The organism is Arthrobacter sp. MDT1-48-3 (assembly GCF_054511015.1).
Map to the genome: position 1 here is coordinate 176,509 of NZ_JBTNDL010000006.1, position 16,624 is coordinate 193,132.

17 protein-coding genes and 1 pseudogene are annotated in these 16,624 nt (G+C 70.9%); 12 read left to right on the forward strand and 6 right to left on the reverse strand.

Annotated elements, in window-relative coordinates:
- Positions 1 to 56 precede the first annotated feature (56 nt).
- Positions 57 to 1,022, reverse strand: coding sequence for a zinc-binding dehydrogenase (locus ACX80L_RS13925; protein WP_208741526.1), 966 nt, complete (start codon positions 1,020 to 1,022; stop codon positions 57 to 59).
- A 161-nt stretch (positions 1,023 to 1,183) separates the two neighbouring features.
- On the opposite strand from ACX80L_RS13925, the gene ACX80L_RS13930 reads away from it, so the two are divergent.
- Complete coding sequence (locus tag ACX80L_RS13930; RefSeq protein WP_369299106.1) at positions 1,184 to 1,258, forward strand: 50S ribosomal protein bL37; 75 nt, start codon at positions 1,184 to 1,186, stop codon at positions 1,256 to 1,258.
- A 113-nt stretch (positions 1,259 to 1,371) separates the two neighbouring features.
- Here the strand turns inward: ACX80L_RS13930 and rsrA are convergent, their stop codons facing one another.
- A complete protein-coding gene (rsrA, locus tag ACX80L_RS13935) occupies positions 1,372 to 1,632 on the reverse strand; it encodes a mycothiol system anti-sigma-R factor (protein ID WP_133080884.1) in 261 nt (86 codons plus the stop codon).
- Positions 1,629 to 2,324, reverse strand: a complete 696-nt coding sequence (locus ACX80L_RS13940) for a sigma-70 family RNA polymerase sigma factor (protein ID WP_244186262.1) — start codon at positions 2,322 to 2,324, stop codon at positions 1,629 to 1,631. Before ACX80L_RS13940 ends, rsrA begins: the two co-directional genes overlap by 4 nt.
- A gap of 381 nt (positions 2,325 to 2,705) precedes the next feature.
- On the opposite strand from ACX80L_RS13940, the gene ACX80L_RS13945 reads away from it, so the two are divergent.
- The 11 genes and pseudogenes from ACX80L_RS13945 (at position 2,706) to ACX80L_RS13995 (ending at position 12,633) form a co-directional block, all read left to right on the forward strand.
- Positions 2,706 to 3,254 carry a DoxX family membrane protein gene (locus ACX80L_RS13945; protein WP_133080886.1) on the forward strand — a complete coding sequence of 183 codons (549 nt, stop codon included), beginning with the start codon at positions 2,706 to 2,708 and terminating at the stop codon, positions 3,252 to 3,254.
- A 5-nt stretch (positions 3,255 to 3,259) separates the two neighbouring features.
- On the forward strand, positions 3,260 to 4,618 hold the full coding sequence (gene aroA, locus ACX80L_RS13950) for a 3-phosphoshikimate 1-carboxyvinyltransferase (protein WP_459290342.1): 1,359 nt from the start codon (positions 3,260 to 3,262) through the stop codon (positions 4,616 to 4,618).
- Positions 4,615 to 5,745 (forward strand): ribosome small subunit-dependent GTPase A, encoded by a 1,131-nt coding sequence (rsgA, locus tag ACX80L_RS13955; RefSeq protein ID WP_459290344.1) that lies wholly within the window; start codon positions 4,615 to 4,617, stop codon positions 5,743 to 5,745. Before aroA ends, rsgA begins: the two co-directional genes overlap by 4 nt.
- A 163-nt stretch (positions 5,746 to 5,908) precedes the next feature.
- Positions 5,909 to 6,112 carry a cold-shock protein gene (locus ACX80L_RS13960; protein WP_133080889.1) on the forward strand — a complete coding sequence of 68 codons (204 nt, stop codon included), beginning with the start codon at positions 5,909 to 5,911 and terminating at the stop codon, positions 6,110 to 6,112.
- 136 nt (positions 6,113 to 6,248) lie between these two features.
- A complete protein-coding gene (gene hisN, locus ACX80L_RS13965) occupies positions 6,249 to 7,058 on the forward strand; it encodes a histidinol-phosphatase (RefSeq protein WP_459290346.1) in 810 nt (269 codons plus the stop codon).
- Positions 7,059 to 7,088: 30 nt separating this feature from the next.
- On the forward strand, positions 7,089 to 7,850 hold the full coding sequence (locus ACX80L_RS13970) for a class I SAM-dependent methyltransferase (RefSeq protein WP_459290348.1): 762 nt from the start codon (positions 7,089 to 7,091) through the stop codon (positions 7,848 to 7,850).
- A gap of 31 nt (positions 7,851 to 7,881) precedes the next feature.
- Positions 7,882 to 8,805 carry a metal ABC transporter substrate-binding protein gene (locus ACX80L_RS13975; protein ID WP_459290350.1) on the forward strand — a complete coding sequence of 308 codons (924 nt, stop codon included), beginning with the start codon at positions 7,882 to 7,884 and terminating at the stop codon, positions 8,803 to 8,805.
- Complete coding sequence (locus tag ACX80L_RS13980; protein WP_459269462.1) at positions 8,802 to 9,596, forward strand: metal ABC transporter ATP-binding protein; 795 nt, start codon at positions 8,802 to 8,804, stop codon at positions 9,594 to 9,596. The genes ACX80L_RS13975 and ACX80L_RS13980 overlap by 4 nt, the downstream gene beginning before the upstream one ends.
- A 2-nt stretch (positions 9,597 to 9,598) precedes the next feature.
- Positions 9,599 to 10,456, forward strand: a pseudogene (locus ACX80L_RS13985) (metal ABC transporter permease); the annotation flags it as partial.
- A 149-nt stretch (positions 10,457 to 10,605) separates the two neighbouring features.
- Positions 10,606 to 11,340, forward strand: coding sequence for an iron dependent repressor, metal binding and dimerization domain protein (locus ACX80L_RS13990; protein WP_133080894.1), 735 nt, complete (start codon positions 10,606 to 10,608; stop codon positions 11,338 to 11,340).
- A gap of 192 nt (positions 11,341 to 11,532) precedes the next feature.
- Positions 11,533 to 12,633, forward strand: coding sequence for a carboxylate-amine ligase (locus tag ACX80L_RS13995; protein WP_133080895.1), 1,101 nt, complete (start codon positions 11,533 to 11,535; stop codon positions 12,631 to 12,633).
- 35 nt (positions 12,634 to 12,668) lie between these two features.
- Here the strand turns inward: ACX80L_RS13995 and ACX80L_RS14000 are convergent, their stop codons facing one another.
- The 3 genes from ACX80L_RS14000 to ACX80L_RS14010 all read right to left on the reverse strand — a co-directional run bounded on the left by ACX80L_RS14000 (position 12,669) and on the right by ACX80L_RS14010 (position 16,454).
- Complete coding sequence (locus ACX80L_RS14000) at positions 12,669 to 14,816, reverse strand: alpha-galactosidase (protein WP_459290353.1); 2,148 nt, start codon at positions 14,814 to 14,816, stop codon at positions 12,669 to 12,671.
- Positions 14,817 to 14,857: 41 nt separating this feature from the next.
- Positions 14,858 to 15,085 carry a hypothetical protein gene (locus ACX80L_RS14005; protein WP_133080897.1) on the reverse strand — a complete coding sequence of 76 codons (228 nt, stop codon included), beginning with the start codon at positions 15,083 to 15,085 and terminating at the stop codon, positions 14,858 to 14,860.
- A gap of 64 nt (positions 15,086 to 15,149) precedes the next feature.
- A complete protein-coding gene (locus ACX80L_RS14010) occupies positions 15,150 to 16,454 on the reverse strand; it encodes a D-alanyl-D-alanine carboxypeptidase family protein (protein ID WP_459290355.1) in 1,305 nt (434 codons plus the stop codon).
- Positions 16,455 to 16,624: the final 170 nt, after the last annotated feature.

Genomic DNA, 16,624 nt, shown 5'->3' on the forward strand with positions numbered 1-16,624 from the left:
CGACGACGGACAGGGCACCGCGCGGGCGGCGGGTGCCCTGTCCGTCCGGCGCGGGCTCAGTGCCGGAAGACGATCTTGCCGAAGACGTCGCCGTCGAGCATGCGTCGGAAGCCCTGCTCCGCGTCCTCGAGGGGCAGGACGGTGTCGATCGTGGGGCGAACACCGGTGGCGACGAGGAAGCGTGTGAGCCTCACGAGCTCCTCCCGCGTCCCCATGGTGGAACCCAGGACACGCAGCTGGAGGAAGAACACCCGGTTCAGGTCCGCGGACGGCGCCGGTCCGCTCGTCGCGCCGCACGTCACCACCGTCCCGCCGGGCACCAGGGACTTCAGCGAGTGCGCCCACGTGGCCTCCCCCACCGAGTCGAACACGACGTCCACCCGTTCCGGCAGGCGGGCACCGGCGTCGAAGGCCTGCTCGGCGCCGAGCCCCAGCGCCCGCTCCCGCTTCGCCGCACTCCGGCTCGTCACCCATACGCGGAACCCTGCGGCGGCTGCGAGCGCGATCAGCGCCGAGGCCACGCCGCCCCCTGCGCCCTGCACGAGCACCGTGGACCCGGGGGCCGCAGGGGAGACGGTGAAGAGCATGCGGTACGCGGTGAGCCAGGCCGTCGGCAGGCACGCCGCCTCCTCGAAGGACAGCGCCGCGGGCTTCGGCACCAGGTTCCGCTGCGGCACCCAGACGTAGTCCGCCATCGTGCCGGGATAGCGCTCGGAGAGCAGGGAGCGCCGGGGGTCGAGGGTCTCGTCGCCCTGCCAGTCCGGCGAGGACACGACGCCGTGCACGATCACCTCGTTGCCGTCGTCGTCGATCCCCGCGGCGTCGCACCCGAGCACCATGGGCAGGCGGTCCGCCGGCAGGCCCACGCCCTTCAGCGACCACAGATCGTGGTGGTTCAGGCAGGAGGCGACCACCTTCACGCGCCGGAATCCGGCGGGTGCATCGGGGGCATCGACTTCACCGACGGTGAGGCCGGCGAGCGGATCGGCTCCTGACTGGGTTGCTGCATAGGCGGCGCGCATACGTAAGCTCCTTCGGTCGCGGATGTCCACCCATCCTAGGGGCGGGCCTGCGGCGCCCGGCCCCGCGGCCCCGGGCGCTGTTTAGGTGACGCCGGTTGCAGTATGGGAGACTTGGGTGCAGTTCTGCACGACTACAGTGCCTGACGAAAAAGGAGGCAGCCATGAGCAAGCGAGCACGCAAGCGTCGCGACCGGAAGCGTGGAGGCGCAAACCACGGTAAGCGCCCCAACACCTGAGTCCAGGCGTTACAGCATCGACGAGAGAACCTCCGCACCCACAGGGTACGGAGGTTCTCTCGTCTCTACGGCCGGCACGACGATCGGCACGACCGCCTGCGGCCTTCGGGTCGTCAGTGGTCGACGGTCCTGAGCTGACTGATGCGGTCGAGGATGCTCGTCTTCAGCGTCGACGGCGCGACCTCGGTGCAGGACCGCTTCACGACCGAGCGGATGACGCACTCGAGATCGTGTTCCTCGGCGCACTGCGGACAGCCGTCGAGGTGGTCCTTGATCTCCACGAGGTCCTGGTGGGACAGCGCGCCGTCCAGGTACTCGTACAGCCGTTCGATCCTCGAGTCGGCGCAATCGCCCATGCTCTCGCAATCGCTCATTTCTTCATCTCCTGTTCCTTGCCCGCTGCACCCGTCGCGACCCGGGTCTTGGTGCCAGCACCTGCGGTGACACCGAGGCCCCGCTCGTGCGCGTACTCGGCGAGGAGTTCGCGCAGCAGCTTGCGGCCGCGGTGCAGCCGGGACATGACGGTCCCGATGGGCGTGTTCATGATTTCCGATATCTCCTTGTACGCGAAGCCTTCGACGTCCGAGAAGTAGACTGCGAGCCGGAACTCCTCCGGGATCGCCTGGAGGGCACTCTTCACATCGGAATCGGGCAGGTGGTCCAGTGCCTCGGCCTCGGCGGAGCGGAGTCCGCTGGAGGTGTGCTCGGCGGCCTTCGCGAGCTGCCAGTCCTCGATCGTGTCCGAATGGGACTGCAGCGGCTCGCGCTGCCGCTTCCGGTACAGGTTGATGTAGGTGTTGGTGAGGATGCGGTACAGCCACGCCTTCAGGTTGGTGCCCGGCTTGTACTGGTGGAACGCCGAGAACGCCTTGGTATAGGCCTCCTGGACCAGGTCCTCCGCGTCGCTGGGGTTCCGCGCCATCCGCATGGCGGCCGAGTAGAGCTGGTCGACATACTGCATGGCGTCGCGCTCGAAGCGCGCCTTGCGGTCGGCTTCCGACTCCGTGGACACGTCCAGCTCGGCGTCTTCCGCCTGGCTGCTACCTGCTGGGGCTGTTGTATTCATCGTGCCAAAGTCTACGCGTCCCGGTCCTCGCGGCGCCGGGGTGGTGTTCCGCAGAACCGAGGTCGAGAGCTGGAAATCCGGTCTTTCGACCGTCGCGGTCCGTATCCCCGTCATCCGTGCCATTCCTCTCCCGTTCGCCCGTCCTTCACCTCTGCTTCAACCCGCACCCTCCCACCCTTATTCCTGCCACGGGTTCCTGCCGCGGAACGCCGCCGGCGTTCCCGCCCCGCTCGTCGTCCACCCTTCCTGCCCGCCGCAAGCGCCCGGCCACCGCCCGGTTCCGCATCGCACGCGGTGGTGCGGCGTGTAAAACTAGACCCAGCGTGCTTCGTATACGTCAACCGATGCCCGGCTCACGCCGCCGGCAACCAGGAGGCAGTTGTGACCCTTGTCCGCGTAATCGCCCGACCCTTGATCGCCAGCAGTTTCGTCCTCTCCGGCGTCGACCGGCTCCGCAACGCCGGCGCGACCGCGCCGCAGCTGAAGCCGGTCCTCGCGAGCGTGACCAAAGTCGTCCCCTCCGCCGCGGCCGTCACCGGCAACGAGAAGCTCGTGGGCCAGGTGCTCGGGGCCACCCAGGTGGGTGCGGCCCTCCTGCTCGGCATCGGGCGCTTCTCGCGCGCCGCGGCCCTGCTGTTGGCCGTGACGACCACGGTCAACACCCTCGTGGACTACCGTTCCGCCGATGCCTCGACCCCGGAGGGCAAGAAGGACAGGCGCTCGCAGCTGCTCAAGAACCTCTCGCTGATCGGCACCGTCCTGCTGGCCACCGTGGACACCAACGGCCGCCCGGGCATCGCCTGGCGCGCCGAGCACCTCGCCATGGACGCCCGGAAGAACGCCCTCGGCCTCGGCAAGGACGCCCGCAAGCAGTTCGAGAAAGCCGACAAGGCCGTGCGCAGGACCGCCGCCGACGTCGTGGGTTCCTAGGCTCCATGTCCGTATCATCAGGCGGGGTGTCCGAGCAGGATCTGTGGCGGGCGCCCCGCCTGACCCGTCCCGTGGACGCGGTCATCTCGGTCCCTGGCTCGAAGTCCCTCACCAACCGGTACCTCGTCCTCGCAGCCCTCGCCGACGGGCCGAGCACCATCCGGAGGCCCCTGCACTCCCGCGACTCCGCGCTGATGGTCGCAGCCCTGCACGACCTCGGCGCCGTCATCGACGAGATTCCGGGGGACGGTGACTTCGGTCCGGACCTGCACGTCACACCCCTCCGGACCGGCACGGGCGACGGACGGGCCCGCGCGGTCGACTGCGGCCTCGCCGGCACCGTCATGCGCTTCGTCCCCCCGCTCGCCGGCCTCGTCGAGGGGACCACGACCTTCGACGGCGACCCGCACGCACGCCGCCGTCCCATGGGCAGCATCATCGCCGCCCTCCGAGGACTCGGCATTGCGGTCGACGACGACGGCGCCGACGCCCTGCCCTTCGCGGTGCAGGGGAACGGGACGGTCCGGGGCGGGCACCTCGTCATCGACGCCTCGGCGTCCTCGCAGTTCGTGTCGGCCCTCCTCCTCGTGGGCGCCCGGTTCGCCGACGGGCTCCACCTCGAACACGTGGGCAAGCCGGTCCCCAGCCTCGACCACGTCCGGATGACTGTCGAGACCCTGAGGTCGGTCGGCGTATCCGTCGACGACACGGTGCCGAACCACTGGCGCGTCTCCCCGGGCCCCATCCGCGCCTTCGATGTCGCCGTGGAACCCGACCTGTCCAACGCCGGCCCCTTCCTGGCCGCGGCCGTGGTCACGGGCGGGACGGTCCGCGTACGCAACTGGCCCCGGGGCACCACCCAGGTCGGCGACGCGTGGCGGCGCATCCTCCCCCTCATGGGAGCGGAGGCGGAACTCGACGGCGACGTGCTCACCGTGACGGGTGGAGCGGCCATCTCGGGAGGTGTGTTCGCCGACACCTCCGAGCTCGCCCCCACCGTCGCCGCCCTGTGCGCGCTGGCGGACTCTCCGTCGACGCTGACCGGCATCGCCCACCTCCGCGGCCACGAGACGGACCGCCTCGCGGCGCTCGTGGCGGAGATCAACGGACTCGGCGGCGACGCCGAGGAGACCGGGGACGGCCTCGTCATCCGACCCGCACCGCTCCACGGAGGAGTCTTCCGCACCTACGACGACCACCGGATGGCAACCGCCGGCGCGATCATCGGGCTGGCCGTCGACGGCGTCGAGGTGGAGAACATCGGCACCACGGCCAAGACCCTGCCGGAGTTCCCCGACCTCTGGGCGGTCGTCGCAGGCACGGCCGGCTCCCCGGACGCGACGGACGCGGTGGCACGGGCATGAGCGAGGCCGGCAACCGCCGCGGTTCGAGGGCCTGGGACGAGTCCGACGTCCGGATCCGGCCCAACAAGAAGGGCACCCGCCCCCGCACGAAGAACCGGCCCGCCTACGACGAGGCCGTGACGGGACGCGTGGTGACGGTCGACCGCGGGCGCTACACGACGGTGGTCGACGAGGACACCCCCGACGAGCGGATCGTCGTCGCGGCGCGCGCGCGCGAACTGCGGCGCAGCGCCGTCGTCGCCGGGGACCTCGTGGCCCTCGTCGGAGATCTCTCCGGCGGCCCGGACTCCCTCGCGCGCCTCGTACGGATCGAGGACCGCCGGACCGTCCTGCGCCGGAGCGCCGACGACACCGATCCCGTGGAACGCGTCGTCGTCGCCAACGCGGACCAGCTCGTGATCGTCGTCGCCGCGGCCAACCCGGAGCCGAGGACGGGCTTCATCGACCGCGCGCTCGTGGCCGCCTACGACGCCGGTATCGAGCCGCTGCTGTGCATCACGAAAGCCGACCTCCGCGATCCCGCCCCGCTGCTCGCCAACTACGAGCACCTCGACCTCCGCGTGATCATCAGCCGGACGGACGAGGGCGTGGGGATCGAGGCGACCTCCGACGACGGCGAGTCGGCGCGCCTCTCCTCCGGCGCGGTCGACGCCCTGCGCGACGAGCTGGACGGCCAGGTGAGCGTGCTGCTCGGCCATTCGGGCGTCGGGAAGTCCACCATGGTCAATGCGCTGACCGGGTCCACACGCGCCACGGGGGGCGTCAACGCGGTGACCGGGCGGGGCCGGCACACGTCGTCGTCCGCCCTCGCGCTGAAGGCGGCCGACGCCGCCCCGGGCACCTGGATCATCGACACCCCGGGCATCCGCTCGTTCGGACTCGCCCACGTGGACGCCGACCGCATCCTCAAGGCCTTCCCGGACCTCGAACCGGGCACGGAACGCTGCGAGCGGGGCTGCCGCCACGACGGCCAGGCGGTCGACTGCGGACTGGACAGCTATGTCGCGGAAGGACTGGCCGGTGAGTCCGGGCCGGTCCGCCTCGCGTCCCTCCGACGCCTCCTCAACGCCGGAACGGCCGACCCGCGGGGCAGTGCCCATGACGCCAAGGAACTGGGGCAGCAGTGATCCGCCCGATCACTGGTAGGCTGGGTGCTGTTGTTGTTTGCGCATTAAATTTCAAGCCTTGACCCTCCACCTGGAGTTCGACAGCTTTTGACGATAAGCGGGTAACGAACACCACGATGAGCGCCCGAACGTCGGAACGCTCTCCCAGGTTAGGAAATACATCATGGCTTCAGGCACAGTGAAATGGTTCAACGCCGAAAAGGGCTTCGGCTTCATCGCTCCCGACGACGGAGGCGCTGACGTGTTCGCCCACTTCTCCGCGATCAACTCGAGCGGCTACCGCTCCCTCGAAGAGAACCAGAAGGTCAACTTCGAGACCACCCAGGGACCCAAGGGCCCCCAGGCCGAGAACATCACCGTTCTCTGATTCTCCCCGTGCCGCTCTGCGGCGCCGGACAGGAAGCCACCGCGCGGCGCGAGCCCGCGGTGGCTTTCTGCTGTCACGGCCCTCCCGTCCCGCGTCCCCGTGCCCGATGCGCCACCCAGACGATAGGTTGATGGATATGAGTTTCTCGCAGGGCTACAACGACGATCTCCGTCTCGCCCACATCATGGCCGATTCGGTCGACGACCAGACCATGTCGCGCTTCAAGGCACTCGACCTCCGCATCGAGACCAAACCGGACCTCACCCCGGTCACCGACGCGGACAAGAGCGCGGAGGAGGCGATCCGGGGCCAGCTCTCGCGTGCCCGCCCCCGTGACGCCGTGCTCGGCGAGGAGTTCGGCAGTACCGGGTCCGGTTCCCGCCGCTGGGTCATCGATCCGATCGACGGCACCAAGAACTTCGTGCGCGGCGTGCCCGTCTGGGCCACCCTGATCTCCCTGATCGACGAGGGCAGGCCCGTGGTCGGCGTCGTCAGCGCGCCCGCCCTGGGCAAACGCTGGTGGGCGGCGGAGGGTACCGGCGCGTACACCGGGAAGTCCCTCGCGGCGGCGCAACGCCTGCGGGTGTCCAACGTCTCCCGGCTCGAGGATGCCTCGCTGTCCTACTCCAGCCTGTCCGGCTGGCGCGAGCGCGGGGCGCTCGCCGAGTTCGTCAACCTGACGGACCGGGTCTGGCGCACGAGGGCGTACGGGGACTTCTGGTCCTACTGCCTCGTGGCCGAGGGCGCCGTCGACGTCGCCTGCGAGCCCGAACTGAACCTGCACGACATGGCGGCGCTCGTCCCCATCGTCACGGAGGCCGGGGGACGCTTCACCTCCCTGGACGGCGAGGACGGCCCGTTCGGCGGCAACGCGCTGGCGACGAACGGCACCCTGCACAGCGAGGTCCTGCGGACCCTCAACCCGGACGTGGATGACCTGCTCTAGCCGCGCGGTCCTCCGGCCGCAGGCCATCCGGTGAGTTCCGGCCCTCGGCTCGACGAGCAACGGCGCCTGGAGATGGCGCGCGCCTACCTCTCCGGAGCAGGCCGCTACGACCGTGTCCGTCCCGGGTATCCCGCACCGGTCGCGGACTGGATCGTGCCGGAGAACGCCCGTCGCGCGGCGGACATCGGCGCCGGGACCGGTCTCTTCACGGCCCTCCTGGCGCAGCGCGGACTCGAGGTGACGGCAGTCGACCCGTCCGAGGACATGCTGGCCGTCCTCTCGGCGCGCCTGCCCGGTGTACCCGTGGTGCAGGGCACCGCGGAGGAGTCCACACTGCCCGACAGGTCCGTCGACCTGCTCACGCTGGCGCAGACGTGGCACTGGTGCGACCATCCCGCCGCGCTCCGCGAGGCCGCTCGGGTCCTGGTGCCGGGCGGACGCCTGGCACTGGTGTGGAACCAGCTCGACGTCTCGCTCCCCTGGGTGCACCGCCTGTCCCGCATCATGCATGCGGGGGACGTCTACTCGCCCGCGTACCGGCCCGACCTCGGAGCCGCCTTCGGGCCGCCGGAGGACCTCGTGGTGCACTGGGCCCAGGAGCTGCCGGTCGCCGACGTCCTCGACCTCGCGAGGTCGCGGAGCTACTACCAGCGCGCCACACCGGCGCTCCGGGCGCGCGTGGAGTCGAATCTGCGCTGGTACCTCACCGACTACCTCGCCTTCGACCCGGCGGCCACCATCAGGATCCCGTACTACACCCACGCATGGCGCGCCTCCCTGTCGACCCCCTAGATTTCGGCATGCCTAAACGCTACTTTTAGGTATGCCTTCCACCCAGTGCGGACGGACGCACCGCGCGGGGACCGCGTGGTGCGTCGCCGCGGCGTTCCTGCTCGGGGGCTGTGCCGTCGATGCGGCGCCGGCGGCCGGGACGGACGCACGGCCCCTGGTCCTCACGACCTTCTCCGTGCTCGCCGACCTCGCCGACACGGTCGGTGGAGGGCACGTCCGCGTGGAGTCGATCACGAAGATCGGCGCCGAGATCCACGGCTACGAGCCGACGCCCTCGGATCTCGTCCGGGCACAGGACGCGGACCTCATCCTGGACAACGGGCTCGGCCTCGAGCGCTGGTTCGAGCGCTTCCTGTACTCCGTCGACGCCCCGCACGTGGTGCTGTCGGACGGCGTCGAACCGGTCGACATCCGGTCAGGGGACTACACCGGCCGGGCGAACCCGCACGCCTGGATGTCGCCCCTCGCGGCGCAGACCTATGTCGACAACACCGTGGCGGCGCTCGCCGGCCTGGCTCCGGAGCACGCCGCCGACTTCGAGGCCAACGGCCGCCGGCTGAAGGAGGACCTCGCAGGGCTCCTCGCGGGGTTCCGCGAGGAGCTCGCCGCCCTCGACGTCGCCGCACTCGTGACCTGCGAGGGTGCCTTCTCGTACCTCGCACGGGACGCCGGCCTGGAGGAGGCCTTCCTCTGGCCGGTCAACGCGGACGCCGAGGGCACGCCGCGGCAGATCAGGGACGTCATCGGATTCGTCGAGGAGAACGACGTGCCGACCGTCTTCTGCGAATCGACGGTCAATCCCTCGGCGCAGGAGCAGGTCGCCCTCGCCACGGGCACGGAACTCGGCGGCATGCTCTACGTCGACTCGCTGTCGGAAGCCGGTGGGCCGGTACCGACGTTCGTCGATCTCATCCGCCACGACCTCGAGACGATCACGGAAGGACTCTCGCGATGACGGCCTCTGCCGCCCCGTCCACCCGGCGGGCACTCGACGTCCGCAACCTCGGGGTGCGCTACGGGGAGGTCCAGGCGCTCGACGACGTCTCCATGACCCTCGACGCGGCACGGATCTGCGGACTCATCGGCGTGAACGGCTCGGGCAAGTCGACGCTGTTCAAGGCGCTCATGGGGCTGCTGGTCCCGGGGACCGGAAGCGTCGAGCTGTTCGGCAGGTCCGCTGCGAGCGCCCGGAAGCAGGGCCTCGTGGCCTACATGCCGCAGGCCGAGGAGGTGGACTGGACCTTCCCCGTCTCCGTCTCCGACGTCGTCGCCATGGGCCTGTACGGGCGACTCGGCCCCTCCCGCCGTCTGCGCGCACCGGACCGCGCGGCCGTCGAGGACGCGCTCGGACGCGTGGGCCTGGCCGACCTCAGGAGGCGCCAGATCGGCCAGTTGTCGGGTGGCCAGCGCAAGCGTGTCTTCATCGCCCGCAGCATCGCCCAGGACGCGCGGCTGCTGCTGCTCGACGAGCCCTTCGCCGGCGTCGACCAGGCGAGCGAGCGCACCATGACCGCACTGCTGAAGACACTGCGGGACGAGGGGCGGTCGGTGCTGGTGTCGACCCACGACCTCGCGGGCGTGCCCGAGCTGTGCGACGAAGCGGTCCTCCTGCACCGTCGCGTGCTCGCGCAGGGCGATCCCTCGCTCGTGCTGACCCACGGGAACCTGGCACGCGCCTTCGGTCCCGCGCCGTCCACCACGACGGTGCGCTCCGCCGCCTCCGCCGCTCCGGACGGGGGGTCCTGACCATGGAGATCGTCACCTTCCTGCTCGAGCCCCTGCAGTACGGCTTCCTCACCCGGGCCCTCGCCGTCACCCTCGCCGCCGCCGTCGTGGCCGCCGTCCTCTCCTGCTGGCTCATCCTCATGGGGTGGTCGCTCATGGGCGATGCCGTGTCCCACGCCGTCCTGCCCGGCGTGGCCCTCGCCTACATCCTCGGCATCCCCTTCTCCATCGGCGCCTTCGTCTTCGGCGCGGGGGCGGTGGCGCTCATCGGGATCGTCCGGTCCACCACCAAGCTGAAGTCGGACACCGTGATCGGCGTGGTATTCACCGCGCTGTTCGCCACCGGGCTGGCCATCGTCTCCGCCACGCCGTCGCAGATCGACCTGATGCACATCCTCTTCGGCAACGTCCTCGGCGTGTCCGCCGGTGACGTGTGGCAGGTCCTCCTCCTGGGCCTGCTGACCCTCGCCATCCTGCTGTTCAAGCGGCGCGACCTCACCCTGCTCGCCTTCGACCGCACGCACGCCCACGTGATCGGGCTCAACACACGACTGCTGTCCGCACTGCTGCTCGGCCTGCTCGCGCTCACCGTCGTCGTCGGGCTCCAGGCCGTCGGGATCATCCTCGTCGTGGCCATGCTCATCACGCCCGGCGCCACGGCGTTCCTGCTGTCCCGCAGCTTCGACCGCATGCTGGTGATCGCCGTCGTGCTGACCGTCACCGCCTCCCTGGCGGGCGTCTACGCCAGCTACTACCTCGACATCTCCACGGGCGCCGCCGTGGTGCTCTGCCAGGCGATCGTCTTCGCCGTGGTCTACCTCTTCGCGCGTCCCGACGGCGTGATCTGGCAGGCACGACGGCGCCGCACCGCCGCGCGGACCCGTACCGGACACACCCGGGCCGGACGGAACCGCACCGGGGCAGCCGCCGGCCCGGCCCCGGCGCAGGCCGGCTCCGGCACGGCCCCGTCCGCGTCCGCGTCCGATCGCCCACTGCCCGCGTCCGGCCCTTCGGTGCGAGGGGACGCCTGATGGCGGGCCGCAGGGGCGCCGTCCTCAGCATCGAATCCACGAGCGTGCAGGACTACGTCAAGGCCATCTACGCATTCACCGAATGGCAGGGCGACGCCGTCACGGCCACGCACCTCGCGACGCGACTCTCGGTCGCCAACTCCTCCGTGACCGGGATGGTCGCCAAGCTGGTGGACCTCGGACTCGCCGATCACCGCAAGTACGGGCCCATCGGCCTCACACCCTCCGGGCGGGCGCTGGCCCTCGCGATGGTCCGCAGGCACCGGCTCATCGAGACATTCCTCGTCACCGCGCTGGGCTACGGGTGGGACGAGGTGCACGACGAGGCTGAACTGCTCGAGCACACCGTCTCCGACGCCTTCGTCGAGCGGCTCGACGCGAAGCTGGGCCACCCGCGCCGGGACCCGCACGGGGACCCGATCCCGGCGGCGGACGGCACGGTCCTGTACCCGAGGGCACACCGGCTCGACAGGCTCGACGACGGACACGCCGGCAGGCTGGTGCGCGTGAGCGACGACGACCCGGAGGTGCTGCGCTTCCTCGACCGCAGCGGCATCTCGCTCGACGACGACCTGCAGCTGACCCGCCGCCGCGCAGGGTCCCAGCTGGAGCTCCGCCACGGCACGGCCGCCTCCTCCCGGGACCTCGCCGTCGATCCGGCAGTGGCCGGAGCGCTCTGGATCGAGAGCACCGTACCCCATCAGGACTGCGCCATCGACGCCGGGGCCTCCTGATCGGGAACCGGGTGCAGGAGGGACCGGGTGCAGGAGGGACCGGGTGCAGGAGGGACCGGCCCGGGGTCCTCGTCGCGGCGCCGGATCGCTCCTCCCCCGTGCCGCTCCTAGACTGGTCGACATGCCACGTGCCTGCAGTCCCGGCCGTCCCTGCCCGCCTCGTCCGCTGAACCTCACGAACGGAGTCCATCCATGACCACTCTCGGACTGGAGGAGGAGTACCTGCTCCTCGAACCGGAGACAGGGCTGCCCGCCCACCGCGCCGACGAGGTGGAGGGGTTGCTCGAAGCGACGCCGGAGGTCGGCAGGGACGACATCCAGCGCGAGCTGCTGTCCTGCCAGATCGAGACGGCCACCCCTGTGTGCGACACGCTGACCCAGGCCGAGGAGTCACTCCTGAACTTCCGCAGGAAGCTCGCGGACGCAGCGGCCGACACCGGGATCCTCGGCGCGGCCACCGGGACCTCGCCCTGGATGCGGCAGGCGTATCCCGAACTGACCGACAAGCAGCGCTACGAGGACCTGCGCGCCAGCGCCCCCGGCATCGTGGGCGACCAGTTCGTCAACGGGCTGCACGTGCACGTCGGCATCCCCGACCCCGAGCGCGGCGTCCAGGCGCTCAACCGCATCCGTCCCTGGATCCCGCTGCTCACCGCCCTCAGCGTCAATTCGCCCTACTGGCTGGGACGGGACAGCGGCTTCGGGAGCTGGCGCGTGGTGCACTACCGCCGCTGGGCCGTCCAGGGCGTGGCGCCGTGGTTCGCGGATGCGGCCGACTACGAGCGCCGCATCACGCGCCTCGGTGCGAGCGGTGCGATCCTGGACCGCGGGGTCCTCACCTGGGTGGCACGCCTGTCGGACCACTACCCCACCCTCGAGCTCAGGGCATGCGACGTGCAGCTCGAGGCGCAGGACTCCGTCCTCCTCGGCGCACTCACGCGTGCGCTCGTCGTCACGGCCCTGCACGAGGCGGAGGCGGACGCCGCGCCGCTCGTCCCGGATCCCGAACTCCTGGACGCCGCCCTCTGGCAGGCCGCCCGCGACGGGCTCACCGGCTCCCTCGTGGATCTCTCCACGGCGGAGCCCGTGCCCGCCCGGGCGCTCCTCGCGGATTTCCTGGAGCACGTCGGCCCGGCCCTCGACGCCGAGGGCGACACGGACTGGGTGCGTGCCGGTCTGGCGACGATCGCGGACAGGGGCACGGGAGCCGACCGCCAGCGGCGGGCCATGCGCGACGGCGGCAGCGACGCACTGCTGGACCTGTACGGGCGGACCCTCACCTACGAGCCGTAGGCGGGCCCCGCCCGCTCCGGCGGGCGGGGACCGGTCTAGGATCGCGCGGCGCGGAGCTCGATGAGGAGCGACTGCTCGGGCAGCAGCACGGGAGCCTGCAGGCCTGCCTGCGCCAGGACCCGCCCGAACAGCCGGAGCGGTTCGCCGTCGAGCGCCGAGCGGAGCCAGGCGAGCGCCGACTGGCCGTTCCCCGGCTGTCCCTCCTCGGGGACTGCGAGCTGCACGGAGTACAGCGTGTCGGCCTCCAGCCCCGGAAAGGTCAGCAGCCCGGGCGGGTAGCTCGCGCTCGAGCCCGTCAGCGTGTAGGCGAACAGGGCCCGCTGCCGGTCCTCGGAGACGATACCGCGCAGGTCCATGGCGGGATCCACGAGATCCGCGTGCACGACGGCGCCGCGGTGCAGGTCGTCGCGCCAGGACCGGTGGAGCCCGACATAGCGCCCGAGTACCTCGTACTCCCCGTCCGTCAGGTCGGAGATGTCCCATTCGATGCCGTAGTGGCCGAAGATGGCGGTCGCTGCCCGGAAGGGCAGCGTATGGGCCCGCCCGGTCGAGTGGGAGACCGGGCCGCCGACGTGCATCCCCAGCAGTTCGGGCGGCACCACGAGGCCCGTGTACTTCTGGTTGACGAGCCGCTCGATCGGATCGATGCAGTCGCTGGTCCAGATGCGGTCCGTCCGGGCGAGGATGCCGAGGTCGACGCGGGCTCCACCCGAGGCGCAGCTCTCGATCTCGAGGCCGGGGTGCCGGAGGCGCAGTTCGTCGAGCAGGCGGTACAGCGCCTCGACGTGCCGGTGGACGGCGGCGTGCCCCGTCCGGGCATCCGCCGCCTCGAGCAGGTCCCGGTTGTGGTCCCACTTCACGTAGGCGATGTCGTTCGCGGTCAGGATGTCGTCGAGGCGTTCGAGGATGTAGGCGTAGGCGTCGGGATGGCCCAGGTTCAGGACCTGCTGCTGCCGCCCGGGCAACGGCAGGCGTCCCTCGGGCTGCAGGATCCAGTCCGGATGCGCCCGCGCCAGGTCGGAGTCGGGGTTGACCATCTCCGGTTCGAACCAGAGACCGAACTCCATGCCCAGGCCCCGCACGTGGTCGATGATGGGGGCCAGCCCGTCGGGCCACACCGTCTCGTCGACGTACCAGTCCCCCAGGCTCGACGTGTCGTCGCGGCGTCCGCGGAACCAGCCGTCGTCGAGCACGAACCGTTCGACGCCGAGGGAGGCCGCGCGGTCCGCGAGCGCCTGCAGGCGCGGCAGGTCGAGATCGAAGTAGACGGCCTCCCAGGTGTTGAGGGTGACCGGACGAGGACGCTGCGGATGCGACGCCCTCGACCGGACGTCGCGGTGGAAGCGGCCGGACAGTTCGTTGAGGCCGTCTCCCCAGGAGCCGATCGCCTCGGGCGTGGAGTAGCTCCCACCGGGTGCGAGCACCACCTCGCGGGGCGACAGGACCTCGCCCGCCGCCAGGAACGCCTGCCCGGCCGGCGTCTTCTCCACGAGCACCTCCTGGTTGCCGCTCCATGCGAGGTGGATGCCCTGCACCAGGCCGTGCTCGAAGCCGAAGCCCTTCGCCCCTGCCGCGAGGAGCACCGTCGCATCGGCACCGGGGCGGCCGCGTCGGCTCGCCCGCGCATAGGTGCCGGTCGTCAGCTCGTGCCGCTGCGGCGACCGCTCCCGGAGATGGCGCCCCGTCGTGTCGAGGACCTCCGCGGCGATGGGATGCAGCGGGAAGAAGGTCCTGAGCGAACGCACCTCGTACTCGTCGTCACCCGTGTTGGTCAGGACGAGCCGCTGGGTGAGGAGGCCCGACGCGGTCAGGCCCACGTGCACGGTCAGGGCGAGCCCGGCGCCGTCGTCACGTGCCTCGATCACTACCCCGGCATCGTGCCGGGACTCTCCGGCGACCACCGTGAAGCGCGGATACAGGTGGGCTCCCCCGCGGTCCCCGGTGAGCCCGGGTGTGCCCTGCCATCCTGCGGACTCGAGGGGCAGGAGGGTCAGCCGGGCCGGGACGTCGATGCCGCCGGATACGCGCTGCGGCTGCTGGGCGGCGACGACGGCCGACAGCTCGTCGGCGGAGAGGTCACCGAGGGCAGGACCCCAGTAGGCGAGGACCGGCAGGCCGTGCGGATGGGGCTCGAGCACCACGCTCGTACCGCCGCGCGAGAGATGGAGTGGAGAGGAGGTCATGATTCTTTTTATCGCGAAACTAAGTAGGCGGCAAGCACGCCCTACCGCTCGCGGGTGTCACGCCGGAGCAGGCCGACGATCAGGCACAGGAGCCCGAGCAGCAGTGGCACCAGGGTGAAGAGTGTGTGCGTGCCGCCCAGGTAGCTCATGACGAAGATGTATACGAACGTCCCCCCGACGAGGATCCAGCCGAGCACGATCAGGGCCCGTCCCCGATGGGGCGGCGGCAGTGGCGGGAGCCACGACGGCGGCCTGTCAGTCCAGCTCATCGCCCAAGTGTAGTTCGCGCTCCGGCGTACAGGAGGAGCGCAGAGGACGGTGCACCGGAGGTGCTCAGTAGGACGGCGCTGCCGGCAGGCTCATGTACTGCTCCAGCGTCCGCAGTCCGTGGGTGCGCATCTCCGAGGCGATCGTCGGCCCGACGTAGCGCAGGTGCCACGGCTCGTACGCGTAGCCGGTGACCGGGGTCTGGCCCTGGGGGTAGCGGACGATGAACCCGTAGCGCCATGCGTTCTGGGCCGCCCAGGCTCCGGCGGGAGTTCCTGCGAAGCATTCCTGCAGCCCGCAGGCCCCGTTGGCGTTGCCGATGTCGATCGCGAGACCGGTCTGGTGCTCGCTGAATCCCGGGCGGGCGGAGATCAGGTCGGCCGCCGCTTGGCCGTACTGGCCGACGTAGGAGGCGTAGAGGGAGGCCTGCGTGTCGTAGGAGCGGTAGCCGCTGACCGGGACCATGGCGATGCCGCCGGCCCGCGCGTCCGCGAGGAGGCGGGAGAACTGCTGGGCGGCGTCGCTCCGGAGCAGTGGTCCCCCGACGTCCACGAGCGGACCGGGGACGTGACGCGCCGGGTTCAGCTGCCGCCGCTTGTTGACCACGACGACGACCGACGCCGCGACGTCGATGTCCCGGAACACGCGAGCCCCACCGGCTGCGGTCCACGAGATCCTGCCCCGCTGGTAGGCCTGGCTGCAGGTGCCGCCGGAGCAGGACTCGTTCGACACGGGATAGCCGAGGGCACCGTTCTCGTAACCGGTGGCGGCCCACGCCGCCCGGATCCCGCCGATGGAGATCCTCGCTCCCGTGGCGGGCGACCAGATGATCGCCCCGCCCTGGTAGTTCTGGTAGCAGCCGCCGCCGCGCAGCCCGCAGACCTCGTTCGTGGTCGGGTAGCCCAGTGCCCCGTTCTCGAATCCCGACGCGGCCCATGCGGTACGGATCCCACCCACGCTGATGTGGGCACCGGTGGCGGGAGACCAGACGATCGCCCCGCCCTGGAAGCTCTGGTAGCACCCTGCATTGCGCAGTCCGCAGATCTCCCCCGTGGTCGGGTACCCGAGCCCGCCGGTCTCGAACCCGTAGGAACGCCAGGTCTCGCGGATGGCACCCCAGGAGGGTTGGGCTCCGGTGGCGGGCGACCAGACGATCGCGCCCCTCTGGTAGTTCCGGTAGCACCCTCCGCCCCGCAGTCCGCAGACCTCCGCGCTCGTCGGCGCACCGAGGTTCCCGCCGCTGCCGCCGAGCTCTGCGTACTTCGCCTCGATGGCTGTCGCCGCCTGAGCCGGGGGTGCGGTGGTGAGGCCACCGGCCGCGAGGAGCACAGCGGACAGCAGAACGAGCAGATGCGCGAATACACGCCGCATGGGTAGCCCCCGGTCATCGAGTATCAGGTCAAGGGTAGGTCCGGCCACCGGAAGCGACAAGACCCGGAAAGGTGTTCCGTGGACACGACGAAGCGGGCCGCCCACGAACAGGGGGGCGCCTCGTGGGGGGGGGGGGGGGGGGGGGTGGAACCCCATCCCACGCAGGATAG